Annotated in this window: 19 protein-coding genes; 2 read left to right on the forward strand and 17 right to left on the reverse strand. The window is 45.0% G+C overall.

The features are described from left to right. Window positions 1-10: 10 nt before the first annotated feature. The 9 genes from ACLD71_RS00345 to murJ all read right to left on the reverse strand — a co-directional run bounded on the left by ACLD71_RS00345 (window position 11) and on the right by murJ (window position 9,451). Window positions 11-457: a hypothetical protein gene (locus tag ACLD71_RS00345; protein WP_411992326.1), complete on the reverse strand. Its 447-nt coding sequence runs from the start codon at window positions 455-457 to the stop codon at window positions 11-13. Continuing rightward, window positions 457-1,467, reverse strand: a complete 1,011-nt coding sequence (locus tag ACLD71_RS00350) for a PilW family protein (protein WP_411992328.1) — start codon at window positions 1,465-1,467, stop codon at window positions 457-459. Before ACLD71_RS00350 ends, ACLD71_RS00345 begins: the two co-directional genes overlap by 1 nt. After that, a complete protein-coding gene (gene pilV / locus ACLD71_RS00355) occupies window positions 1,464-2,027 on the reverse strand; it encodes a type IV pilus modification protein PilV (protein ID WP_411992330.1) in 564 nt (187 codons plus the stop codon). Before pilV ends, ACLD71_RS00350 begins: the two co-directional genes overlap by 4 nt. A gap of 132 nt (window positions 2,028-2,159) precedes the next feature. Then, window positions 2,160-3,104, reverse strand: coding sequence for a 4-hydroxy-3-methylbut-2-enyl diphosphate reductase (gene ispH / locus ACLD71_RS00360; RefSeq protein WP_137674913.1), 945 nt, complete (start codon window positions 3,102-3,104; stop codon window positions 2,160-2,162). A gap of 9 nt (window positions 3,105-3,113) precedes the next feature. After that, window positions 3,114-3,539, reverse strand: coding sequence for an FKBP-type peptidyl-prolyl cis-trans isomerase (gene fkpB, locus ACLD71_RS00365; RefSeq protein WP_411992331.1), 426 nt, complete (start codon window positions 3,537-3,539; stop codon window positions 3,114-3,116). After that, window positions 3,536-4,048: a signal peptidase II gene (gene lspA / locus ACLD71_RS00370; protein ID WP_411992332.1), complete on the reverse strand. Its 513-nt coding sequence runs from the start codon at window positions 4,046-4,048 to the stop codon at window positions 3,536-3,538. The genes fkpB and lspA overlap by 4 nt, the downstream gene beginning before the upstream one ends. After that, on the reverse strand, window positions 4,041-6,872 hold the full coding sequence (gene ileS / locus ACLD71_RS00375) for an isoleucine--tRNA ligase (RefSeq protein ID WP_411992334.1): 2,832 nt from the start codon (window positions 6,870-6,872) through the stop codon (window positions 4,041-4,043). The genes lspA and ileS overlap by 8 nt, the downstream gene beginning before the upstream one ends. Before the next feature lie 20 nt (window positions 6,873-6,892). Continuing rightward, on the reverse strand, window positions 6,893-7,831 hold the full coding sequence (gene ribF, locus ACLD71_RS00380; RefSeq protein WP_137674909.1) for a bifunctional riboflavin kinase/FAD synthetase: 939 nt from the start codon (window positions 7,829-7,831) through the stop codon (window positions 6,893-6,895). A gap of 42 nt (window positions 7,832-7,873) precedes the next feature. Continuing rightward, the gene (gene murJ / locus ACLD71_RS00385; protein ID WP_411992337.1) at window positions 7,874-9,451 is read right to left on the reverse strand and encodes a murein biosynthesis integral membrane protein MurJ; all 1,578 of its coding nucleotides are present in this window, start codon (window positions 9,449-9,451) and stop codon (window positions 7,874-7,876) included. A 238-nt stretch (window positions 9,452-9,689) separates the two neighbouring features. Between murJ and rpsT the strand changes: the two genes are divergently transcribed. Continuing rightward, complete coding sequence (gene rpsT, locus ACLD71_RS00390; protein ID WP_137674907.1) at window positions 9,690-9,950, forward strand: 30S ribosomal protein S20; 261 nt, start codon at window positions 9,690-9,692, stop codon at window positions 9,948-9,950. A 59-nt stretch (window positions 9,951-10,009) separates the two neighbouring features. Here rpsT and ACLD71_RS00395 read toward each other — a convergent pair whose 3' ends face one another. From ACLD71_RS00395 to rppH, 8 genes are all read right to left on the reverse strand, one after another. After that, the gene (locus ACLD71_RS00395) at window positions 10,010-10,306 is read right to left on the reverse strand and encodes an ArsR/SmtB family transcription factor (RefSeq protein WP_137674906.1); all 297 of its coding nucleotides are present in this window, start codon (window positions 10,304-10,306) and stop codon (window positions 10,010-10,012) included. A gap of 134 nt (window positions 10,307-10,440) precedes the next feature. Further along, window positions 10,441-14,697 carry a PKD domain-containing protein gene (locus ACLD71_RS00400; protein ID WP_137674905.1) on the reverse strand — a complete coding sequence of 1,419 codons (4,257 nt, stop codon included), beginning with the start codon at window positions 14,695-14,697 and terminating at the stop codon, window positions 10,441-10,443. A 553-nt stretch (window positions 14,698-15,250) separates the two neighbouring features. Continuing rightward, window positions 15,251-16,189 carry a transcriptional activator NhaR gene (gene nhaR, locus ACLD71_RS00405; RefSeq protein WP_137674904.1) on the reverse strand — a complete coding sequence of 313 codons (939 nt, stop codon included), beginning with the start codon at window positions 16,187-16,189 and terminating at the stop codon, window positions 15,251-15,253. A 67-nt stretch (window positions 16,190-16,256) separates the two neighbouring features. Then, window positions 16,257-17,483 (reverse strand): Na+/H+ antiporter NhaA, encoded by a 1,227-nt coding sequence (gene nhaA / locus ACLD71_RS00410; RefSeq protein WP_411992340.1) that lies wholly within the window; start codon window positions 17,481-17,483, stop codon window positions 16,257-16,259. A 191-nt stretch (window positions 17,484-17,674) separates the two neighbouring features. Beyond that, complete coding sequence (locus ACLD71_RS00415; protein WP_303512445.1) at window positions 17,675-18,526, reverse strand: thymidylate synthase; 852 nt, start codon at window positions 18,524-18,526, stop codon at window positions 17,675-17,677. Further along, on the reverse strand, window positions 18,523-19,329 hold the full coding sequence (lgt, locus tag ACLD71_RS00420) for a prolipoprotein diacylglyceryl transferase (RefSeq protein ID WP_201798775.1): 807 nt from the start codon (window positions 19,327-19,329) through the stop codon (window positions 18,523-18,525). The genes ACLD71_RS00415 and lgt overlap by 4 nt, the downstream gene beginning before the upstream one ends. Window positions 19,330-19,414: 85 nt before the next feature. Beyond that, the gene (ptsP, locus tag ACLD71_RS00425; protein ID WP_137674900.1) at window positions 19,415-21,682 is read right to left on the reverse strand and encodes a phosphoenolpyruvate--protein phosphotransferase; all 2,268 of its coding nucleotides are present in this window, start codon (window positions 21,680-21,682) and stop codon (window positions 19,415-19,417) included. A 3-nt stretch (window positions 21,683-21,685) separates the two neighbouring features. Further along, window positions 21,686-22,225, reverse strand: coding sequence for an RNA pyrophosphohydrolase (gene rppH, locus ACLD71_RS00430; protein WP_137674899.1), 540 nt, complete (start codon window positions 22,223-22,225; stop codon window positions 21,686-21,688). A 640-nt stretch (window positions 22,226-22,865) separates the two neighbouring features. On the opposite strand from rppH, the gene mutH reads away from it, so the two are divergent. Beyond that, window positions 22,866-23,534, forward strand: a complete 669-nt coding sequence (mutH, locus tag ACLD71_RS00435; protein WP_303512491.1) for a DNA mismatch repair endonuclease MutH — start codon at window positions 22,866-22,868, stop codon at window positions 23,532-23,534. The last annotated feature ends 7 nt before the right edge of the window (window positions 23,535-23,541 follow it).

Here is a 23,541-nt window from a genome sequence, read left to right on the forward strand (position 1 = left end):
AGTTTATGATTCACAATATTGGCTGCTCTATGCCCGCGGCGATGGATGTGGATGCTCGATTAGCCTTTCCATAATTTTTGGTTGCATCAACTCGAATATAGCGACACTGGGTAATAGCGTTGTTGCTGCTAGCACTAAAGCTACGGGCGCATACGCTATCTACGGTATGGATTAAGGTGCCGTTCGCCCCAGTAACCATTGTAGATACCGCCATCGACGCCGATGGCGCCATCGAACCAATAACGCCTTGTAAGTTTGGCTCCCATATCAACTGATTCATTTCCCCCTCTAGGGAGTGCTCTGCACCTAAGCGATCCCCCATTGCCGACACGACTTTTAAGCCCTGGTTAGCGGCGCTTAATAACACTCCCCCTAAAAAGCTTAAAATAAGTAAGAACAACATGGCGACAAACAATGCTGCGCCTTGTTGGCGAAAGTAGCGAAGGCCGTGATTCATTAATACACCATATTCCTAAGTGACACGACTGACTCAAACAGGGCCCGACGATAATGATCGTTAGCGGCTGCTACCGATACGTCACCCAGCTCATAGCTGTTTTCATTAGTATAGTTTTGATCTTCGGTTAGAGAACGCACTAGTAAAAATACCTTCGCACCAATGACTCGTCCTTCACTCCACTGCTGGGGAGAAACGTTGCTAGCAGCCACAAAATCGTTAATTACTCCGTCTTTACTGGTGTCTGTATCCACGCCAAGCAATACCCGCATCCGCTCGATTCCCTCCACCAATGGGCCTGAGCCGAGTATTTGCATACCGCTATTGTTATCTAGGTACAACTGGCGTAACACTGGCAAGCCTGATTGCGCACTAACGTCTAAGTAATAAACAATGTGTTGATACTCCCAAACCTGTCGCCCCGGCATGGCAAGCTCAGTAGGCCAAGTATCATCTTTGGTGAAGATTTGTGAACTGGCTGTGTTTGCAGCAAAGTAATAGCGGTCCTCGTCTAAATCCGCGGCACTTTGTATCGGAGAGCCAATGACTCGCTTTATACCAATAACATCAGAATCGGTAATCAAATCACTGCGCGAGCTTACGCAAGTGTATTGCCCATCCAGTGAGTTAGCGGCATTCACTTGACCAACAAATAAAGCACTAAAACGGCCATCGGTAGACGGAAACGAGCCTTCGGGGGTGGCGCCAACCCAGTCAATGACGCAATCGTTGGCGGCGCTTATATCGGTAGCAAGGAGTGTAACGCCGGAGCCACGCACCATAGGGTTACCGGTATACTCGCCAAAAAATCCCACCATGCGTAAATCTCGAGTGATTAGATGCATAGCAATACGACCACTCTCCATCATTTGTTCGCTGTGATAGGTAGATTCGGTGGTACGTTGCGAGGCAACTAAAAAGCTGCCAATGCCTGCGGTAAGAAATAAGCCAATCACAATCGCAATCAACCATTCAATGAGCGTGAAGCCGCGCTGGTTAAATAGCTTCATGAATTGACCCTAGTATTTAACGCCATTTTCCGACGTTTATCCGACTGAGCGCCACAGTTAGCAGTGACCGAGTTAGCGCTGGTAATCCCGCTAAGAGATTGCCGAGATAACCAAGTGACAACTACCGTTAAGTCACCGTTAGCCGCTAACAATACGCAACCATTGGGTTTCACTAGCCCGCCTTTTGTGCCCGCAGATTTAGCCAGCAATCCATACTCCCAATGGTAAAGATCGTAATTAACTACATCAGCTAAACTGCAGTCGGCCATTAAACCGCTATTTTCCGCGCAGGTAGGCTTGGTTCGTGTAGTTTGACCTTCACCAACAGTGACGGTAGCGGGGTTGTTAGCTTGCCAAGCAATATGATTTAAGCGCACGCGTTCGACCATGTCTTCGGCTAAAAGCATCGCCATAGTACGTTGATGGGTTTCAAAACTTGAGCGCTTAGCAACAGCTTGCATAGCAACCACTGCCAGCAGTCCAATAGCCAAGATAAAAGAAGTGATAACCACTTCAATGAGGGTAAAACCGCTTTGGTGAGGTTTTGAGTAGATGTGCATCGCTATCTACCTATTCTTAACACTTAAAAAATGTTCGATAGGGGTAACCTAAAGAGTTGACCAAGTCTTTAGGGTATAGCGCAAAAAAGAAGGCTATGCCTTCTTTTCTAGATTAAATGAGAGATAACTCAATTAGTTAGTTTGAGTGACTCGTAACTCAGCAGGAACTTCAAAAATGGTGTTTTCTTCACGCCCCGGATTTTCTACAACAGTCACACCGCCCATGGCTTTTAAACCTGATACTACTTCTTGAACCAGTATCTCTGGGGCAGATGCTCCAGCGGTAACACCAACCTTAGTATCATCATTAAACCACTGGCAGTTAATATCGCTAACGCCGTCAATCAAGTAGGCTGCCGCACCCGATTTCTCAGCTTTTTCTCGCAGGCGATTTGAATTAGACGAGTTTTTAGAACCCACCACTAATACCACATCAGATTTCTCGGCTAAATCTTTTACCGCGTCTTGGCGGTTTTGGGTCGCGTAGCAAATATCATCTTTACGTGGACCTTGAATATGCGGGAAGGTTTCTCGCAAGGCATCAATGATGGCAGAGGTATCATCAACTGATAAGGTGGTTTGCGTACAGTAAAAAAGTTGCTCTGGCTTTTTAACACTTAAGCTGGCGACATCGTCTACTGTTTCTACTAGGTAAATCCCACCATCAGCGTTGTCGTATTGGCCCATAGTGCCATTTACTTCTGGATGACCATGATGACCAATCAATACACATTCGATGCCTTTGCGGCTAGCGCGAGTAACTTCCATATGCACTTTAGTCACTAGCGGACACGTTGCATCAAAAATCTTTAAGCCACGCTGTTTAGCTTCAGCACGCACCGCTTGGGATACGCCATGAGCACTAAAAATACAAATACTGCCTTCTGGTACGTCGCTAAGTTCATCAACAAACTCGGCGCCGCGTTTACGCAGACCGTCCACCACATAGCGGTTGTGTACCACTTCATGGCGAACATAAATAGGCGCGCCGAACATTTCCAAAGCACGTTCTACAATAGAGATAGCGCGGTCAACACCAGCACAAAAACCACGAGGATTAGCTAACAGTATTTCCACTATCGATCCTTAATTAACCGCTAAAATTTCTACTTCAAAAATAACCGTTTGCCCAGCCAGTGGATGATTAAAGTCCACTGTCACTGAATCACCGGTCACTTCACGCACAATACCAGGAATTTCGCTACCGTCAGGTTGAGCAAAGGCAATAATACTGCCTTCTTCTGCGGGGGCTTCTTCGCCAAATTTACTGCGCTCGAAATACTTAATGTTATCTGGATTACTTGGGCCAAAGGCCTGTTCTGCACAGAGTTCAAATTGGCTTTTATCGCCAGATTTTAAGCCCTCTAAACACCTTTCAAAACCTTCGGTTAAGCTTCCATCGCCCACTACCAGCTGAGCTGGCTTAGGGTAATTGTAAGTACTTTCGGCAATCGATCCATCGCTTAACTTCAATACAAAATGAAGTTCTACTTTGCTTCCTTGCTGAATCATTTAGAGTCCTTTGGCTGGGGCGAGAAAATGCTGTCGAGCACCAATAACACAGCGCCTACACAAATAGCAGAGTCAGCTACGTTAAAAGACGGCCAATGATAGCTGCCTACATAAAAATCTAAAAAGTCGATCACGTAACCAAACACCACACGGTCAACTACATTACCAATGGCCCCCCCCAGCACCAAGGCGTAAGCAATGGCTTGCCACTTTTGATTGGCAGGGGTTTTCTTCATCCACCACAGCAATAAGCCACTAACAAAAATAGCAATAGCAGTAAAAAACCAACGTTGCCAGCCACCAGCATCACTTAAAAAGCTAAAGGCTGCACCGTAATTGCGTACCGATACTAAGTTAAAAAATGGAGTTACTTCTACGCGCTCGTATAAATCAAAGGTTTTAGCTATTGTCAGTTTAGTGATTTGGTCGAGAGCAAATACCACGACACTCAACCACAACCAACGTAAACCAGTACTGCTCGTTTTATTCGCTACTGCTTCATTATGCATAGTGACGAGACTCACCTTCACCTGCCACGTTGGTAACACAACGGCTACACAAGCTAGGATGCTCTGCATTTTGACCAACATCTTCGCGGTGATGCCAACAACGGTCACATTTCTCACCGCTGGCAACTTCAACAGCCACTTTAAGGTTGGCCAGTTCGGTAACGGCCGCGTCAGCAGTTGCTTGTTCTAGCGGCTGTAAGCTCACACCAGAGGTAAGCAATACAAAGCGAAGTTCATCACCTAACTGCGTAAGTACTTGTTCTAGCTCGCTATCGACATACAGCGTTACCTTCGCTTCTAAGGTGCCACCAATTTTCTTATCACGGCGCGCTTGCTCTAGGTTCTTGTTCACCTCATCACGAATAGTGATTAATTGTGCCCAGAATGCATCATTCATGCTGTTGTCTTGGGCTAACGGTGTTAAACCTTCATACCACGTTTCAGTGAATACAAATTCGTTACGCTCACCAGGAAGAGCTTGCCAAATTTCGTCGGCAGTAAAGCTTAGAATTGGCGCAATCCAGCGGGTTAATGCTTCAGCAATGTGGAACAGTGCCGTTTGGCAAGAACGACGCGCTAGGCCATCTGTTTTAGCCGTGTACTGACGATCTTTAATAATGTCTAAATAGAAGCTACCTAGCTCGATAGAACAGAAGTGCATTAACTTCTGGTATACCACATGGAATTGGTATTGCTCGTAAGCTTCTACAATCTCTTGTTGAACCGCAGCCGCGCGGCTAACGACCCAACGGTCAAGCTCAACCATATCTTCAGCAGCCACTAAGTGCTGCTCAGGCTCAAAACCAGCCAAGTTAGCTAATAAGAAGCGAGAAGTATTACGAATACGACGGTATGCGTCAGCACTGCGCTTGAATACTTCATCAGACACGCTCATTTCAGCGGTGTAGTTAGTAGACGCAATCCACAAACGTAAAATGTCTGAACCCAATTTGTTCCAGATATCTTGCGGCGCAATACCGTTGCCTAAAGATTTAGAAAACTTATGGCCGTTAGCATCAACCGTAAAGCCATGAGTCAATACTTGTTGGTATGGTGCTTTGCCGTGCATCGCTGTTGAGATCATCAATGATGATTGGAACCAGCCACGGTGTTGGTCTGAGCCTTCTAGGTACATATCGGCAGCTTGGCCATTAAACTCATCACGTGCATCCACTACGCTCGAGTGAGTTGAACCTGAGTCAAACCATACGTCTAAGGTATCTTCTACCTTGCGGTATTGCTCGGCTTCAGCACCTAGCAGTTCAGTGACATCTAAATCCCACCATGCTTGAATACCGGTTTTTTCTACTCGTTTCGCGACTTCTTCCATCAGCTCTACTGCACGAGGGTGAAGCTCATTAGTTTCACGATGCACAAATAAAGCAATTGGCACGCCCCACGTACGTTGACGAGAGATACACCAATCTGGGCGGTTCTCTACCATACTTTCGATACGGCTTTGGCCCCAATCAGGGATCCACTGGGTCTTCTCGATTTCTTGCATCGCCTGCTTACGCAAACCATTTTGATCCATGCTAATAAACCACTGCGGCGTAGCACGGAAGATAATCGGTGTTTTGTGACGCCAGCAATGTGGGTAACTGTGGCGGTATGCATGGTGATGTAATAAAGCGCCAGTTTCTTTTAGCTTCTCAACCACATTGTCGTTGGCTTTAAATACGTGTTGGCCAGCAAAAAACTCAGTGTCAGATAAATAAACACCGTTGTCGCCCACTGGATTCGCGACTTCTAGATCGTATTTTTGACCAACAGCGAAATCTTCTTGGCCGTGGCCAGGTGCGGTATGCACACAACCAGTACCTGATTCAGTAGTAACGTGGTCACCTAAAATAACCGGTACTTCAAAATCGTAGAACGGGTGCTTAACCTTAATCAGCTCAAGGGCTTCGCCTTGACAGTAACCTAGTGCATTAAAGTGAGTCGCGCCAAAACGCTCTACACATTGCTCCATTAAGTCACGCGCTAATATTAAACGCTCTTTGCCAGCTTCGGTTTCAATTTGCACTAGTACATATTCTAAATGCGCGTTCACTGCTACTGCACGGTTAGCCGGTAAGGTCCACGGAGTGGTGGTCCAAATCACTGTAGAGATCGGGCCTTCGCCAGTAACACCTTCTGGGTGATCGAATTTGGCGAGAACTGCCGCGTCGTCTACTGCAGTGAAACGTACATCAATAGCAGGAGAGGTTTTGTCTTCATACTCAACTTCGGCTTCGGCTAAAGCACTGCCACAATCGGTACACCAATGCACCGGCTTAGAGCCTTGCAATAGGTGGCCGTTATCGATGATTTTAGCCAAAGAGCGAATGATGTTAGCTTCAGTATCAAAGTTCATGGTTAGGTAAGGATTTTGCCAATCACCTAATATACCCATGCGGATAAAGTCTTTACGCTGGCCGTCAATTTGCTTAGCAGCATAATCACGACACTTTTGACGAAACTCAGCAGCAGTTACCTTTTTACCAGGCTTGCCAACTTTCTTCTCTACTTGCAACTCGATAGGCAAACCATGACAGTCCCAACCCGGCACATATGGCGAGTCAAAGTCTGACAAGGTCTTCGATTTAATAATGATGTCTTTAAGCACCTTGTTAACCGAATGGCCAAGGTGAATATTGCCGTTGGCGTAAGGAGGGCCATCGTGCAAAATAAAGCTCTTTTTACCTTTTTTGGCCTGTCTAATCTGGCCGTACAAATCCTTTTCGTCCCAACGCTTAAGCATTGCAGGTTCGCGGTTGGCTAAATTACCACGCATCGGAAATTCAGTATCAGGTAAATTAAGAGTATCTTTATAGTCGCTCATCGAATCACTTTTCCAGTCAATTACTCAGCAAGGCCATAGTAGGCTTTTGCTCGCTTAATATCGAGATTCACCTGAGCTTTCAGCGCATCAAGTGAATCAAATTTTTGTTCATCTCGTATTTTTAACTGCGGTTCAACCACTAAGCGTTGGCCATACAGATTGGCATCAAACTCAAACAAATGCGCTTCCACCAATAAATCTTTTCCTGCGGCGGTAGGTCGCCAGCCTATATTGGCAATTCCAGAGAATCGATGCTCTGGTTGCCCGTGTACATACACTTTTACCGCAAATACACCATGAATCGGGCAAACATGACGAGCCACCTTTAGGTTTGCCGTAGCAAATCCCAGTTGGCGCCCTAGTTTTTGCCCGTGGATCACTTTGCCACTAAAGCTAAATTTTCGCCCTAATAACTGACCCACAGTATTAAAATCAGAGTCAGCTAAATGCTGGCGCAATAAGGTGCTGCTAACTCGCTGTTGATTCATACAAAATGAATCGGTTGAGGTTAGCTCAAAACCATATTGCTGTTTAGCGGCTTGCAAACTAGCAAAGTTACCTTCTCGGCCTTTACCAAAATGAAAGTCATCGCCCACTGCTAGATACTTAATACCTAACAACTCTACCAATAATTGACGCACAAAATAGTCGGCACTTTGCTGAGCAAAGGCTTGGTTAAAACGCACCACTAGCAAACGGTCAACACCCAAACTTTTGAGCTGTTGGTATTTATCGCGAAAGCGGCTAATTCGAGCGGGCGCTTTATCTTTAGCGAATATCTCTAAAGGTTGCGGCTCAAAAATCATTACCGCAGCAGGTAAGCCCCGCTGGCGAGCCTGTTCAACTAATCGTTTTATTACTTGCTGATGGCCTAAATGCACACCATCAAAATTACCGATGCTTAAGGCACAGCCATAATGGCGCGCTTTAATGTTGCGTATACCGCGAATTAACTCCATTCCCGCGCCTATTTCGTCAAAAACCGACGGATTATAGCTTGTTTAGTCCGCAGTTACAGCCCCGAAACCGCTTTTCAAGTGCGCTAATCTTATCCCTAAGCAAAATAGTAAAACTAAGTAGCTGGCAATGGCCGCCGCAACGCAAATGATCAACTGAATAACGCTGTTGTACCAGTTAAGGGCAAACCATTGCTCAGCCACCGGAGAAAGCCAGTAAATAAGGCCTCCCATGGCAACGGAAGCGAGCACTATGCGCACAATGCACCCGCTAGTGGCTCGGCTCACTTTGTATACTCCTTGCTTGTGCAAGCCCCGATACAATAAAGAAGCGTTAAGCAGAGCCGACAACGCTGTGGCAATCGCCAACCCTACGTAGCCATAAGGAATAGCGAAAATAAGGTTAAAACCCATATTACTCACCATGGCAATGATGCCAATTTTAACCGGGGTTTTAGTATCTTGCCGCGAGTAATAACCGGGCGCTAATACTTTCACTAACATAAAGAATAACAAGCCACCGCTATACGCCATTAAGCTGTATGAGGCATTAAGTACATCTTGTTGGTCAAAAGCACCGCGCATAAATAATACTTGAAGAATAGGGTGACCTAACAACGCTAAACCTATGGTGGCTGGAATACCTAGAAAGCACACCATACGCACTGCCCAATCCATGGTTTGTTGGAACTGTTTAGGATTAGCGTCTACATGACGTTGCGACAAACTAGGTAAGATCACCGTGGCGATAGCAATGCCAAATAACCCTAATGGAAACTCCAACAAACGGTCTGAATAATACAGCCAAGAAATAGAACCAGTGACCAGAAAGCTGGCAATAAGAGTATCGAGCAACAAGTTAATTTGACTGACCGAGACCCCAAATAATGCGGGAATCATTAAAGTGCGAATTTTTACCACACCCGGGTGCTTCCAGCCCCAACTTGGCTTGCGTAGTAACTTAAGCCTAAATAGAAAAGGCAGTTGAAACAGAAACTGAACCAAACCACCAAAAAACACGCCCATAGCTAACCCTACCTCGGGTTGCTCTAACTGCGGTGACACTAGCATGGCGAAACCAATAATCACTACATTCAGTAACACTGGAGTAAAGGCAGCCACCGCAAAACGACCATAAGCGTTAAGAATGGCCCCCGATAAACCGGTAAAAGTAACAAACCACAAATAGGGAAAGGTAATTTTTAATAAAAAGGCCGACAGTTCAAACTTTGCAGCATCAGGCCCATCATTTAACCATGAGATAAACCAGCCCGTGCCAAATAGGGCAGCAATCAGTGGCGAGCCAATAATGCCAAATAAGGTCACAATGGTCACCGCCAAGCCAAGCGTACCGCTCACCTTGGCAACCAGTTCTCTTACTTCATCTTCGGCACTTTTTTGTTTGTACTCGGTAAGCACCGGCACAAAAGCTTGGGCAAACGCGCCTTCGGCAAATAAACGGCGTAAGAAATTGGGAATTTTGTTGGCAAAGAAGAATACATCGGCGGCTACGCCCGCCCCCATCAAGTTTGCTATTACGACGTCTCGAACTAAACCCAATACGCGAGAAATCAAGGTCATACCGCTAACAATAGCGCCCGATTTTAACAAGGTTTTACTCAATGCACTGTCCTGTTGCCAATTTATACAAATTCCTCTGCCCTAACATAGAAAATGCTGGTAGAATCGCGCCACAGTTTACCCGCCTATACAGATCTATGCTACGGCCGTAACGTTTACTTGGCCTTTACGCACTTGGATATTTATAGTTGGTTAAAAATTGTTTGACATAAACATGAAAAACGGGCATATTCCACGGCCTTAAAATTCATAATTCCAAGACAAAGTTCAGGAGTTACACTTGGCTAATATTAAGTCAGCTAAAAAACGCGCTGTCCAAGCTGAAAAGCGTCGTCAACATAACGCTAGCCGTCGCTCTATGATGCGCACTAATTTGAAAAAAGTTATTGCAGCTATCGAAGCAGGCGATAAAGAAGCAGCTACAGCAGCATACCAAGCCGCTCAACCAGTTTTAGACCGTTACGCGTCTAAAGGTTTGATCAGCAAAAACAAAGCAGCTCGTCATAAGAGCCGCATTGTTGCTAAAATCAACGCACTTTAATTTAAAGCGCTTGATAAAAAAAACCGGCCTTGGCCGGTTTTTTTATATCTGAAATTCAGCTAATCAGCACAGTACAGCGCGTGCAGCTGGCCTAACACCGCTTTGGCTTCATCACTAGCCAAAGAATAGAAGATGGTTTGAGACTCTTTACGGGTGCTTACCAGCTTATCTTTGCGTAGCCATGCTAAGTGTTGTGATAAAGCAGACTGGCTAAGCTGAACCCGTTGGTTTAACTCCCCTACCGTTAACTCACCTTCGACTAAGTGGCACAAAATCATTAAACGGCTTTCGTTAGCTAGGGCTTTAAGGAGCTTTAATGCAGGCTCTGCATTTTTTTGCATGTCTTCTATATTCATCTTTCTACCTAGTGAAGCAATTAAGGCAAACTATACGTGAAATCACTGGAACTCGCTAGCCAGCCGCCTAAGCGCCAATGCGAAGCAAAGAAAACAGCCGCTATGTAGCGGCTTTTACTTAGGGTGAGATACGTTTATTGAGCGATGATTTTATATTGCATAGTGGCATCATTCACTTCCACTATGTAATTGCCTACTACGTTGGTGAAGATATCTCCACCCGTTTGCTCTAGTACGCCATCGTTATTATTGTCGCCGTAATTATTTGACCAATCACCACTAACATCAAACTTAAAACGTTGCTCATTCTGGCCGTCAAAGCTTACCGTAGTTTGCCAAGTATTATTTGCCACTAAGCTCATTGCCCCAGTTTGCCAGTTGTTAGCCGTTCCTCTAAAGAACAGCTGTTGGAAGTTAGCAGTAAAGTTAGCATTTGGGTCAATCACCTCTACAACAACAGACGCTTTTGCCGTTTTACCGCCGTCATCGGTTACGGTAAGGCTCATACCATAAGAACCTGCAGTAGCGTAATTTACAGTAGTGGTTTCTGTGGTCGCATCATTGCTCCATAGGTAGCTAGCAATGGTGCCGTCACTATCACTAGATCCGGCCGCACTGTAAGTAATGCTTTGGCCAATATCTATTTGAGTAGCCGAGGCACCAATAATGGCCGTGGGAGCTTGGTTAGCATTAAGCTCAGTGATGCTGTAAGCCAGCGTCTGATCATTAACTTCGATTAAATAAGAACCCGTTAGCGTAGTGAAAATATCTCCACCTGATTGCTCTAGCACTCCGTCAGCATTGTTATCGCCGTAGTTCTGCCCCCAATCACCGTTTACATCAAACTTAAAGCGCTGATCAGCTTGGCCATCAAGTTCAACTACTAGTTGCCATGTATTATCAGCAACCAGGTCCATCGCAGTAGTTACCCAGCCGTTTGCTGTTCCGCGGAAATAAAGCTGATTAAAGTTTTTCGCTTTTTCATCGCTTTCCACGCTTAACACAGCGTTAGCAGTTGCTGTAGCACCTTCATTATCAGTGACAGTTACGCTGATGGTTTTGCTTACATCTACCACTACATCAATGCTGCTAGTTGTTTCGCCTGTGCTCCACAAGTAACTCGTAATAGAGCCATCTTCATCACTTGAACCAGCTGCACTCAAGGTAACAGTAGTCCCAGTGGCAACGGTTTGATTCGCCGGAGAAATGTTGGCGATAGGTGCTTTATTTGGCACTACCGTCAGTGTTACCGAGGTACTGGCAGTTTTACCTTTGTCGTCGCTAACCGTAAGGCTAATGGTTTGAGTTTCATTCACCGTGACCGAAATAGACTCAGTGCTTGCACCAGTACTCCAGCTGTAACTGGCAATTGACCCGTCACTATCACTTGAACCTGCACCACTTAAGGTCACCACAGAGCCTTTCGCTACTGTTTGGCTGCTAGGGCTAATAGCAGCTACGGGTGCCGCGTTACCATCTAAACCATCTGGTATACCTGCTGCGATGGCTCCCGAGACAACATTCCAACTGCCATCATCTACTTTGTAGTTTTGACCGCCATTATTATCCCATGTACCGCTACAGTTGTTAGCGACAAACTCTAGTTGAGTACCATCCACTAGGTCTACGGTTAAGCTGTACCAGTTACCACCAACACTTTGCATAGCTTCGCCAGGTGCCACTGTCCAAGTTACCGCACCATCAACGGTGTAATGCAAACATACTTGCCCCCAACCGCTGTTGTCTTGATAGTACACCGTTGAAGTAAGAGACTGACCAATAATACGATAAGTCACACTGGTAGAGGCTTTTTGACCCACGCTATCGGTCACAGTCACCGACACAGTAGTACGTTCATTTAGCGTAACTGTAATTGAAGGGGTAGTTTCACCAGTGCTCCATAAGTAACTAGCAATTGGACCTTCTTCATCTGAAGAGCCTGCAGCACTTAAGGTAACAACGGTACCCAATGCCACTTCTCCACCAGTAGCATCTATATTGGCAACAGGGCGTTTATCTCCCACTACCACGCCATCAGTAAAGAACATGGCTTCGCCAGCAATTGCGCCATTAACATCTTCAACTGTTTTACCGCCCACCGAACTAAACTGGCCAGCACCTACGTAAACTTGTTGAATCTCAGAACGAGTCACATTGCCTTTGCTATCTGTTGCTTCAATGTAGTAATCAAGCAATTGCTCCTGGTATTGGTCAATGTAGCTGAAGTACAAGTTACCAATTTCTTGGGCAGGTACTACATCAAACATTTCTTTACCAGAAGGCTGCCAAGTCACACCATTGATATCGCCACTTAAGTCGCGTTCATTCATGTCAAAGCTTTGCCATTCACCTACACGCGATGGGTCAACATTTGGATCGCTGCTGTGAGCACTTGGATCGTACAACTTAAAGGTTTTATCGGTTGCGGTCGCCCACTTATCTTTGTGAACACGTACCTTAACTTTAATATCTTGAATGCCATTTACGTCATAACCATAGGTGTAAATAGCAAACTTAGTATCAGCGTAAACCGTCGCCCACCCTTCAGCCTTACTTGAGTTGGCACTACCAGGATTGTAAGGGTAGCGCTGAGGCCACCAAACAGACGGGCCGGTTTTATCTTGGCTCAAGTTGGCATCTACATAAGGTGTAGTGAAGTGCAAAGACTGATTAAACGAAATGGTAGGTTTTACCCCGTCATCAACGTTTTCGTCATAATAACCAAAACCTGAATCAATAGATGCTAGCAAGAAATACCAACCTAATTCAGCTGGGTTTGCACCACCGGCGTAGTTGTTTCCGGCATCACCTTTAACAGGGTAAGACATCATCCACGGGTTTAACTGGTTACCTGGGTAGGTCACTTCGTTATCACGCGCGGTGCTTGGGCTCCAATGGTTAGGGTTATTGTCTAACCAGATTTGCTCAGCTGTTTTTGCGTAGTTTTCTGCCGCTTGCAGTAAGGCAAAGTTACGCTCTAGATAATGATAACCTAGCTCTAGCGATACCATATGCTCGCGAGTGGCGACAAAATCAGTGCCATTGGCAGTATTAAAATCAGCCATTTGGCCACGCCACACACCCACTGGAATATGCCAGTGATACCACGTTGGATCAGCAGATGAATCTCGAGTATCAATCCAAGAGCCATCTTGTACGTGAACAATGTCATCCGCAGGAATTGGGTAAGCTTTTAGATATTCATCCACCCCCATACCGCGAACCGAACTGTCTGCATAGGTTACGTTACCTGAGTTGGCCCAAGTACCGCCGTCGCCAGCACGTCCAGATGAGTTATCGCCATCGTGAGCAATAGTGAAATACTGAGTTCTACCAAGCGATGCTGCGTCACCTTCAAATGCTTTAAGCACATCAGCAGTTACAGAGCCTTGGTAGCCCTCTTCCCAAGAACTCGCTTGCTCTACCGGAATACCCGCCACCTTATGCTGCTCGCCGGTATTAGGATCTACGTATTGCACCCAGTGCGGAATAGAAGCAAAAGGGAATTTATTGTAGGTAACCTGCTGCTCATTAAACATGTGCAGTTCAGTCCAAGCACCAATATCACTAACGTTTTGTAAGTCGGCACGGTTAGGTGGTGAGATTAAGGTGTCTTTACCCGGGTCGTTTAGGTAAGGGTAATCACGTAAGGTACGCGAGTAATGCACGTTACCTAATACTGACCACTCAATGCCTAACTTGGTCAATACCGGAATAATTCGCTCAGAAAAGCCTAGCTCTGTTGGGAAGAAGCCTTTAGATGATTTAAATGAATCACCTAAGAAATAATCTTGAGCCAAAGTAACGTTTTGATAAATCAAATCTTTTAAGAAATAGTCATTACCCACCAAAGGCCCCATGGTGTGGTGACCAGAGAAGTGGATAGTGTCTAGAGCATTAAAACCACCGCTGGTCTTAGTACTGTTTTGGGTATCACGCCAATAAGCACCCCAGCCCAAATTGTAACCGTCCAAATTACCTAACTCGCCAAAACTCTGCACGTTGTTAATCACTGATGCTGACATGGTGACATGCGTTTGGCTTTGAGGATGATTGCCGTTGTTGCCTTTGGCCGTATCCATTGGCCAACTTAAGTAGGCACCTTTTTTAGCATGATGCTGATAATAAGAGACTAAATCGTCGTGCGGCATTGGGGCACCGCTACCGGGAATATAAAACGTGTAGTTAGCTGGAGGACTATTCTTGAGGTTAATGACTTGGCCGTCGTAGGCATAACGAACGGGGTCGCCTACCGACAAACCTTCATATTGACTTACATCGTAGTACGGCCAAAAATTTGGCATATGATTATGATAAATATGAGTCGCTGCAATTTCCGCCTGCGCAGATATCGACGCTGCCACCATACTTATGGCAAACACCTTTTTCATGATTTGCTTCCTTTCCCGCACTCGTGGCTTAAGGCCACTCATACGCTTACTCGCTGTTAAAAATACAGAAGCCAAACATGGGAACGTTTAGTGTTAACCGATTTATATAACCCTACTACTGTTTGTTTCTGCGCTCAGATACCTTACGGCATCACCCACTAAATCAGGTTGAGATATACCTATAATTTAGCGAGGCCTCTGTACTACAGCTCAGTGCCATGGCAAAAAAACCTTCCATAACAGGGAGTTACCAGAAACATTTTGTGTTGGTCGTTATTGCCAACAATTATTATTCTATTGAGCGCAATAGCAGCTATTGCTTAGCCTATTTTGCTAAAGGCCCAAATATTGTTCTGTATTTTATAAATAGCAGAGTAGCGCTTGGAAGGTGAATAATTAAGCAAGATAAGCGCTAAACATGCGCGGCTTCAAATAATGCTCAAGGTCAAACCAAAATATTTGATATTACTCACAATAAGAAAAGTGTTTTAAAACGGTATATTGTTTCGCTTATTCAATAAATAATATTAAATAATTTTTATACCAGCTGCAGCTAGTCACAACTGATGTTTAGAATCTCATCCACATTTTGTAATTGCTGCTCACCTGAGAACAAGGTTGAAAAGTCACTATTACAAAGCTGTTTTACCGAAGGGTGTTGAATCATTCGCTCCGCAAACAGCACGTGATATTCCTCCGTTAACTCATTAGTGATGCCTAATAAGCGTGTATTAGGGTTAGCCAAAATTTCTTCCGTATATATGGCTGGAGCAACAAAAATACCGTCGGTATATGCACCAAACGCTTTCATTAACGCGGCATCATCAAATTCTCCTAATACCGATACTTTTAAACCTAGCTCATCAAACCAAGTCCACAGTTTTCGGCCTAAAGAGCTACGTCTGCCTGGCAGCAATAGACTACGTTGTTCTAAACAAGCAGGAAATGGCAAGAGAGGAAGTGGTTCGTTAGCAAAAAACGCAATGCCGCTTTCCCCCAGTTTCTTGCTCAGCACGCCGTCTTGCTGAGCGTTGTCCAAACCACAGTCTGACAAAATCATATCTAACTTGTGCTCTGCTAACTGAGATAAAAGCAATTCGTGGGTAGACTCAACACAACGTAGGCGAATATTACCGTCGGGTGGCACAGCAGAAAGCAAAATACGGCTAGCTAAACGTTTCGATAAAGCGTCAGCGACACCCACCTCAAACAATAATTTATCTTGTTGTGAATAGTTAACGATATCGAGCATTTCATAACTGAGACTGAACATTCGATCGGCATATTTATAGACCAGCTGGCCCAGTTCGGTAGGGGTTATTTTAGGGCCTCGGCGAATAAACAACTCACCCGCTAAACGCTGTTCCAGTTGCTTAATTTGGCCCGTTACGGTTTGTGGAGTTAAAAACAACGCCTCAGCGGCAGCAGTTACCGATCCTCGCTTGTAGGTCATCCAAAAGTAGTAAAGATGGTTGTAGTTTAAATGTGACATGCCTTACCTAACAGCAAACCCCGAAAACGGGGTTTGCATCATTGTTATTGTTCGGCCTTCAATTTAACTACATGGAAGACGTACTTAATGTTTTGCTGGATTGACCGAGCTCTAGCTCTGCTAGCTTAGCGGCTTCTTCACGGGTAGACCTGTGCAATAAACCGTAACCCAACAATGCTGCAGTCACCGAGCCTGCCAATATAGCTAAACGCGACAGTCCTATCAAATCAGTTTGACCCGCAAAGGCTAACGACGAGATAAAGATAGACATAGTGAAACCAATACCACACAGCATAGACGTTGCAAGTAACTGCATGTTGTTAGCACCTTCTGGCAACTTAGCCCAGCCAGCACGAATCGCTAAGCGGCTACAGGTATAAATACCTAAAGGTTTACCCACTAACAAGCCAAGAATAACACCCAAAGCTAACGGACTTTGGAAGCTTTCTAAGCTAATTCCGGCCAGAGGAACACCCGCATTAGCAAAGGCAAAAATAGGCACAATGAAAAAGCTCGATGCAGGGTGTAAGGCGTGCTCTAGCTTCTTCAGCGGAGAGCCGCCTGAGTTAGCTTTAATTGGGATCATAAAGCCAACTATTACGCCCGCTAAGGTGGCGTGTACGCCCGACTTAAGCACCGCTACCCAAAGCACTAAACCAAGCAACATGTATGCGCTTAAGCCACCATGTCCGCGCCGATTAAGCATCCATAAACCAAGGGTTGCTGCCACCGACCACACCAACGGCATAATCGCGACTTCACTGGTGTAAAACAAGGCAATAACAACAATTACGCCCAAATCGTCGGCGATTGCTAGCGCCAGTAAAAATACCTTTAAGCTTGCTGGAACGCGCTTACCTAGCAGCGCCATAACACCCAATGCAAAAGCAATATCAGTTGCCGCAGGAATCGCCCAGCCTTTAGCCAGCTCTGTATCACCAATGTTGAATATTAAGTATACGGCTGCGGGTACTACCATACCGCCAATCGCAGCGACTACAGGTAATAAGGCACGTTCTTTAGATGACAGCGCTCCTTCAACCATTTCGCGCTTAACTTCTAAGCCAATAACCAAGAAGAACACAGCCATTAACCCATCGTTGATCCACAACAATAAGGGCTTGTTAATATCGAGTTCGGCAATACGCACTTGAAATGGGGTATCAAGAAATGCGAAATATGCAGGAGATAACCAAGCACTGTTTGCCATAAACAGTGCTACCACGGCAGCTAGCATCAACAAAATACCACCGGCAGCTTCCATTCTTAAAAAACGATCAAGAAATGATTTCATAACAGCTCACAGAGAAAAATGAAGACATTATTTTACTCAGCGGTGTGTTAAAACATATTCACTTGTAATTACGCTTATCATCGGATATTCCGATGATAAAAACTACAAGCAACGGCTTAACCATTTATTAATACAAATTGAAAATAAAACCTGACAAGACTTAAACGATTTATCAGGTTTTATTTGATGCTTTAAACCGAAAACGGATAAGCAATAGGGTCGTGGAACTGGTAATCACTGACTTCAAAATCATCCAGCGTTACCCAGGTTTCTAAATCTTCTAGAGATTTAATTTTAGGGTTGATATGTAACTTAGGTGCAGCATAGGGCTCACGTTTAAGCTGCACGTCTTTCATCAGTGCAAGCTGATCTTCGTAGATGTGAGCATTAACAATTTTATGATAAGCCTTACCCGCCTTGTGGCCGGTAATTTGTGCCATCAACGCTAAGAAAGTAAACACCTGAATTTGGTTGAAGTTTTGCCCTAACGGCACATCACAAGAACGCTGTGAGGAAGTAAGATACAAAGTATCGCCTAACAACGAAAAGGTATGGGTGTGCATACATGGTCTCAAACACCCCAAGTGAAATTCACCAGGATTATAAAAGGACAAAATTTCACCGCGGTCATCAATACCATTAGTTAAGTCATCAACGATTTTTTTGAGTTGATCTACCGAGCCACCTTCAGGCTTGCGCCATGAACGTCCTTGAACCCCGTAAACACGCCCCATATCGTTGTCGCCTTTACGTGCAGGGTTATTTAGCCAAGCTTGGTTTTCATTCGCGTTAGCTAACCAAGTTGGGGTGCCTAATGCCTTAAACTCAGCGGCATTATCTAAGCCGCGAATATAACCTAGCAACTCTGCAATCGCCGCCTTCCAGTAGCTTTTGCGAGTAGTCACTAAGGGAAACTCATTGTTAGCGACATCGTATTCAAGATCAGCATTAATAACCGTTAGGCATCGTTTACCGGTGCGTTCATTTTCAATCCATGTACCCTCGTTAACAATCCGTTGGCAAAGATCTAAATACTGTTTCATGCGTTACTCTCTTTGGTATTACGGCGGTAAGCCCAAGCGATAAACAAAGCGCCAAATATAATCATTGGCAGAGACAAGATTTGTCCCATGCTCATGCCCAAACTCAGCAAACCTAAATGGCTATCGGGTTCGCGGAAAAATTCGATAATAAAGCGGAAGCTACCATAGCCAAGCAAGAAGGCACCTGATATCGCTCCCATTGGCGGTTTGCGCTTAGCGTAAATTAACAACAACACTAACAGTACAATTCCTTCTAAAGCGACTTCATAAAGTTGAGAAGGGTGTCTTGCCACCATACCACCACTAGGGAACACCATCCCCCAAGGCATGTCTGTTGCTCGCCCCCACAACTCGCCATTCATAAAGTTTCCTAAACGCCCGGTTGCCAAGCCAAATGGAATCAACGGCGCAATAAAATCAGCCACCGTAAAGAAGTGTCTTTTAGTGTGGCGAGCAAACCACATCATTGCGCCAATCACGCCTAACAAGCCACCATGGAATGACATGCCGCCCGTCCAGATTTTAAATAGATACAAAGGGTCGTCTAAAAACTGCGGGAATTGGTAAAACATGACGTAGCCCATACGGCCACCAATAATCACCCCAACAAAACCGTAGAATAACAAGTCGCTGACTTCAGCACGTGTCCAACCGCTTCCGGGCTTATCAGCCATGCGGTTGCCTAACCACATCGCAAATAAAAAGCCGAATAAATACATTAAACCGTACCAGCGCACGTCTAATGGACCGATGCTTATGGCAATCGGGTCAATCTCAGGGAATTGCAAAGGTGTAGACACGATAAATAGCTCTATTTAGGGAGTAAAAAGAAAGGGCATTTTGCAGTGAAAAAGGCCACGAGACAAGCTTTGACTGGTGGCATAATTATTAATGTTTACTCACGCGCACTAACTGAGACAGCTGCAGCTGTTCAAGATAGTCATATAACAAGCTGTAAATAGCAGAGCCACTTTGGCTAAGTAAAATTTGTTCACGTAACTTAGTGAGATCAGCCATATTAACGTGGCGAATAATGTACTTGATTTTGGCGAGATTGAAACTGCTCATACTTAAGCGGCGATAACCTAAAGCCAACACTAACAAGGCTCCCACCGGCTCACCCGCCAACTCACCACAAAAGCTCACAGGAGTATTGGTTAAATTGGCCTGCTCAATAATCTGATTAAGGGCTCGCACCACCGCTGGGTGGAAAGTATCAAATAGCTCAGCAACTCGAGTATTGTTGCGATCCACTGCTAATAAATATTGGGTTAAATCATTGCTGCCCACCGACCAAAAATCAACTCGCTGAGCCAGCTCTGGCAGTAAGAACAACACCGACGGCACCTCAAGCATCACCCCATGTTTGGGTCGCTCTGGAGGCTCACGTAAATCTAACTCATCAACCACTTCAGCCCACGCTTGCTCCAATAAACGCGATGCTTCATCTACTTCATTTAGGCAGCTAATCATCGGTAACATAATGCACAAATTGCCGCACTCTATCGCCGAGCGATACATAGCACGCGCTTGCACTAAAAAGATCTCTGGGTGATCAAGGGTTAAGCGTATTCCACGCCAGCCCAAAAATGGATTTTCTTCCACAATAGGAAAATACGGAAGCTGTTTATCTCCACCTACATCTAAGGTGCGCATGCATACTTCTTTACCACTGTAGCTCTTCAATATATCTCGATAGCGAATATATTGTTCGTCTTCAGAAGGGAAGCGGTCTTGCATCAAAAATGGAACTTCGGTGCGGTAAAGTCCTACACCGTCGGCGCCAGCATTAACGGCAATGTCACTATCGGCACTTAAACCGGCATTGATCAGCATTTCTACTGCTACCCCATCGGTACTTAGCGCCGGCTTATCTAAGTCATGCTGAACTAAACTATTAATCTCGCTCTCTTGAGCGAGCAAAGCCAAATACTCATCACGAATAATTTTATCTGGCTCTACAAATAACTCGCCTGAATAACCATCTAGAATCAGCTCGCAACCACGGAGTTTATTAACATTGAAACTTAAGCCCATTAGCGCAGGAATGCCCATGGCTCGCGCTAAAATCGCTGCGTGGGAGTTGGCCGCTCCGCGCTGTGAAACAACGCCGGCAAGAAATTGACGAGGAATTTGCGCAAACATAGTCGCGGTCACTTCTTCTGCAACCACTATTACTGGTTCAGTAGGTAGCAAATCAGCATTAGGGCCCAGCTCTAGCGCATGTAATAAGCGCAAACCAACGTCTTTAACGTCAACTGCACGCTCCTTCAAGTAAGGGTCATTCATTTCTTGAAACTGCTTAACGTAGTGCTCTATCACTAAACGTAAAGCCCCTTCAACCTGGTATCCTTCTTCAATTTTACGGCGAATATCTCCGGCCAAACTGGCATCAGCCAACATGTGCTGATACACCTCAAAGATAGAGGCCACATCTTTTGGAAGTTGTTCAGAGAGCTTAATGGCAAGGCTATGAAATTCATCGCGGGTAATGTCTAACGCGCCATTAAACCGTGCCAATTGATGTGAAACATCGCTGGCTTTTTGAATTTGTTGTAACTCCAAAGCGCCAGAGGAGCGGTTAATCCAAGCCCGAGCAATTGCAATTCCGCTAGAGCTTGAGCCTGCTTTAATTGCCTCACTCCATTTCTGCTTAGAAGGCTCATTCAATACTGCTTGAAAATCAGTATTCGCTAATACACCCGCCAAGTGTGCAGCCAAGGTAACAAGAAAAGATTCTTCACTTTGATCAAAACTGCGCGTTTCAGATTGCTGTACGACCAATACCCCTAACACTTTGCGTTGGTGGGTAATAGGCGTGCCTAAAAAGGAAAAGAAACCGTCTTCGGCGGTTTCAGGAAGATACTTAAAGTGAGGATTAAGCCGGGCGTCGGCTAAGTTAATGGGCTCTTCACGCATGGCCACTTGGCCAACAACCCCTTCGCCAAGCGGCATAAAGGCTTTACCAACGGCTTCGCTAGCGAGGCCGTCGGTTGCACGTAACACTAAATGTTGCTGTTGCGAGTCCGTCACATATACCGAGCAGCAGTCGGTAAGCATAGTGTGACGGATTTGTTTAACTAAAATAGCAAGCGCACTGTCGAGAGTATCGGCATTGCTTACCTGTTCAACAATGGCGCGTAACTCTCCTAACACTTGCTATGCTCCCTTGCGCTTTTTGAAGCGTCGTCGCTTATCTTTACTTTGGCTTTTGTCCGAACGGTTAAAGGGTAAAGCCGCAGTAACAAACTCTTTTAAAGCACGACGATAAACCTCCCGCTTAAAAGACACCACCTGTCTTACGGGATACCAAAAACTCACCCAGCGCCAATCATCAAACTCTGGATGACCACAACGGTCAAATTTAATATTCGATTCTTTGCCCACTAAACGCAGCAAAAACCACTTTTGTTTTTGTCCGATACAAACCGGCGGACTATCCCAACGAATTAAGCGTTTTGGTAATTTATAACGCAGCCAATGTCTGGTTGTTGCTAAAATTTTTACGTCTTGCGGCAACAAGCCGACTTCTTCATGTAACTCACGATACATCGCTTGTTCAGCAGACTCTCCCTCGTCAACGCCTCCTTGAGGAAACTGCCATGAATGTTGACCATATCTACGCGCCCATAAAACTTGACCACGTTGATTACAAATAACGATGCCTACGTTGGGACGATAACCATCCCCATCAATCACTGAAACAACCTTCAGCTAAAAACTATAGATAATCTGATTCTTTCACAGAAACACAAGCGCGGCAAATATGCCTATCACAAAGGGAGTAAATTGTACTAACAACGGCTAAGCCATAGTTATTCGATTTATCTGTGCGAAAGGCTGTGCATAACTTGCTTCAAACCGATAAAAGGCTAGCCAAACTTATTTAAATGTACTTACAATTAAGTAAAGAAAATAATATTAATACAATTAAAACATACACTTAAAACAAAACCTAGTTAGCAAAAGTTAAGTTATTAGCCCCCCACTCTGTTTATAACTTCAAGCGCTCAAAATTCACACAATCACCGTATAACTACTATTTATTAATCCCAATCAGCCGCTGTTCTATACATTTTGAGTTAAACGACGTGGTTCTGTGCATAAAATCCAAGTTAATAACAATTGAGGATAGTTATCCATATTTTTTGTGGATAAGGTTGTTCGTAACTCGCTATTTGTTATGAATAACGGCTCTTAGTTGAGTGCAACACTCAACTAGAAACGATAAAAACCAATATAATCATATAGTTAAGAGTGACACGTCACCCTCATCTCAGCTGCTGCATTTACTGAGCAGCTTCTATACAATAGAGCTTTAATAGCAAACGAACTCAACATGATCAGCACACCAAAAACCGAACAAGAATTGTTTGAGAGAGCCCAATCGTTGGCAGGCCTAAGCCTTGGTGAGCTTGCTCAACGAGAAGGCCTTGCAATCCCCAAAGACCTGAAGCGCGAAAAAGGCTGGGGTGGACAACTTATAGAATGGTGCTTAGGCGCGACAGCTGGCAGCAAACCTATTCAAGACTTTCCTGAACTGGGTATTGAACTCAAAACCATTCCTATCGATAACACTGGGAAGCCCTTAGAAAGCACTTATGTGTGCATCACTCCGCTCACCAATATTGCAGGTGCAACTTGGCACACCAGCAACGTGTATAACAAGCTATCGCGGGTATTATGGATCCCTATTTTGGCCGAGCGACAGATCCCTGTTGATCAGAGAATTGTAGCGAATCCTATCCTTTGGAGCCCAACAGCCGAGCAAGAGCAACTGCTCCGATCAGATTGGGAAGAGTTAGTAGAAATGATCAGCTTCGGCCAAATTGATCAAATAACTGCGCGCCACGGTCAAGTATTGCAATTACGGCCTAAAGCCGCTAATAACAAGGCTCGCACGGCTGCTATTGGGCCAAACGGGCAGCCAATTCAAACCCTTCCTCGTGGTTATTATCTTCGAACCCGCTTCACTTCAGCACTGCTCCGCGACTACTTTCAATTGTAAAAAAAAT

This window comes from Agarivorans sp. DSG3-1, from assembly GCF_046774965.1.
Lineage (GTDB): Bacteria > Pseudomonadota > Gammaproteobacteria > Enterobacterales > Celerinatantimonadaceae > Agarivorans.

Coding starts and splice junctions, on each gene's coding strand:
- ACLD71_RS00345 (WP_411992326.1), bottom strand. CDS start 457: ATGAATCACGGCCTTCGCTACTTTCGCCAACAAGGCGCAGCATTGTTT.
- ACLD71_RS00350 (WP_411992328.1), bottom strand. CDS start 1,467: ATGAAGCTATTTAACCAGCGCGGCTTCACGCTCATTGAATGGTTGATT.
- pilV (WP_411992330.1), bottom strand. CDS start 2,027: ATGCACATCTACTCAAAACCTCACCAAAGCGGTTTTACCCTCATTGAA.
- fkpB (WP_411992331.1), bottom strand. CDS start 3,539: ATGATTCAGCAAGGAAGCAAAGTAGAACTTCATTTTGTATTGAAGTTA.
- lspA (WP_411992332.1), bottom strand. CDS start 4,048: ATGCATAATGAAGCAGTAGCGAATAAAACGAGCAGTACTGGTTTACGT.
- ileS (WP_411992334.1), bottom strand. CDS start 6,872: ATGAGCGACTATAAAGATACTCTTAATTTACCTGATACTGAATTTCCG.
- ribF (WP_137674909.1), bottom strand. CDS start 7,831: ATGGAGTTAATTCGCGGTATACGCAACATTAAAGCGCGCCATTATGGC.
- ACLD71_RS00395 (WP_137674906.1), bottom strand. CDS start 10,306: ATGAATATAGAAGACATGCAAAAAAATGCAGAGCCTGCATTAAAGCTC.
- ACLD71_RS00400 (WP_137674905.1), bottom strand. CDS start 14,697: ATGAAAAAGGTGTTTGCCATAAGTATGGTGGCAGCGTCGATATCTGCG.
- nhaR (WP_137674904.1), bottom strand. CDS start 16,189: ATGTCACATTTAAACTACAACCATCTTTACTACTTTTGGATGACCTAC.
- nhaA (WP_411992340.1), bottom strand. CDS start 17,483: ATGAAATCATTTCTTGATCGTTTTTTAAGAATGGAAGCTGCCGGTGGT.
- ACLD71_RS00415 (WP_303512445.1), bottom strand. CDS start 18,526: ATGAAACAGTATTTAGATCTTTGCCAACGGATTGTTAACGAGGGTACA.
- mutH (WP_303512491.1), top strand. CDS start 22,866: ATGATCAGCACACCAAAAACCGAACAAGAATTGTTTGAGAGAGCCCAA.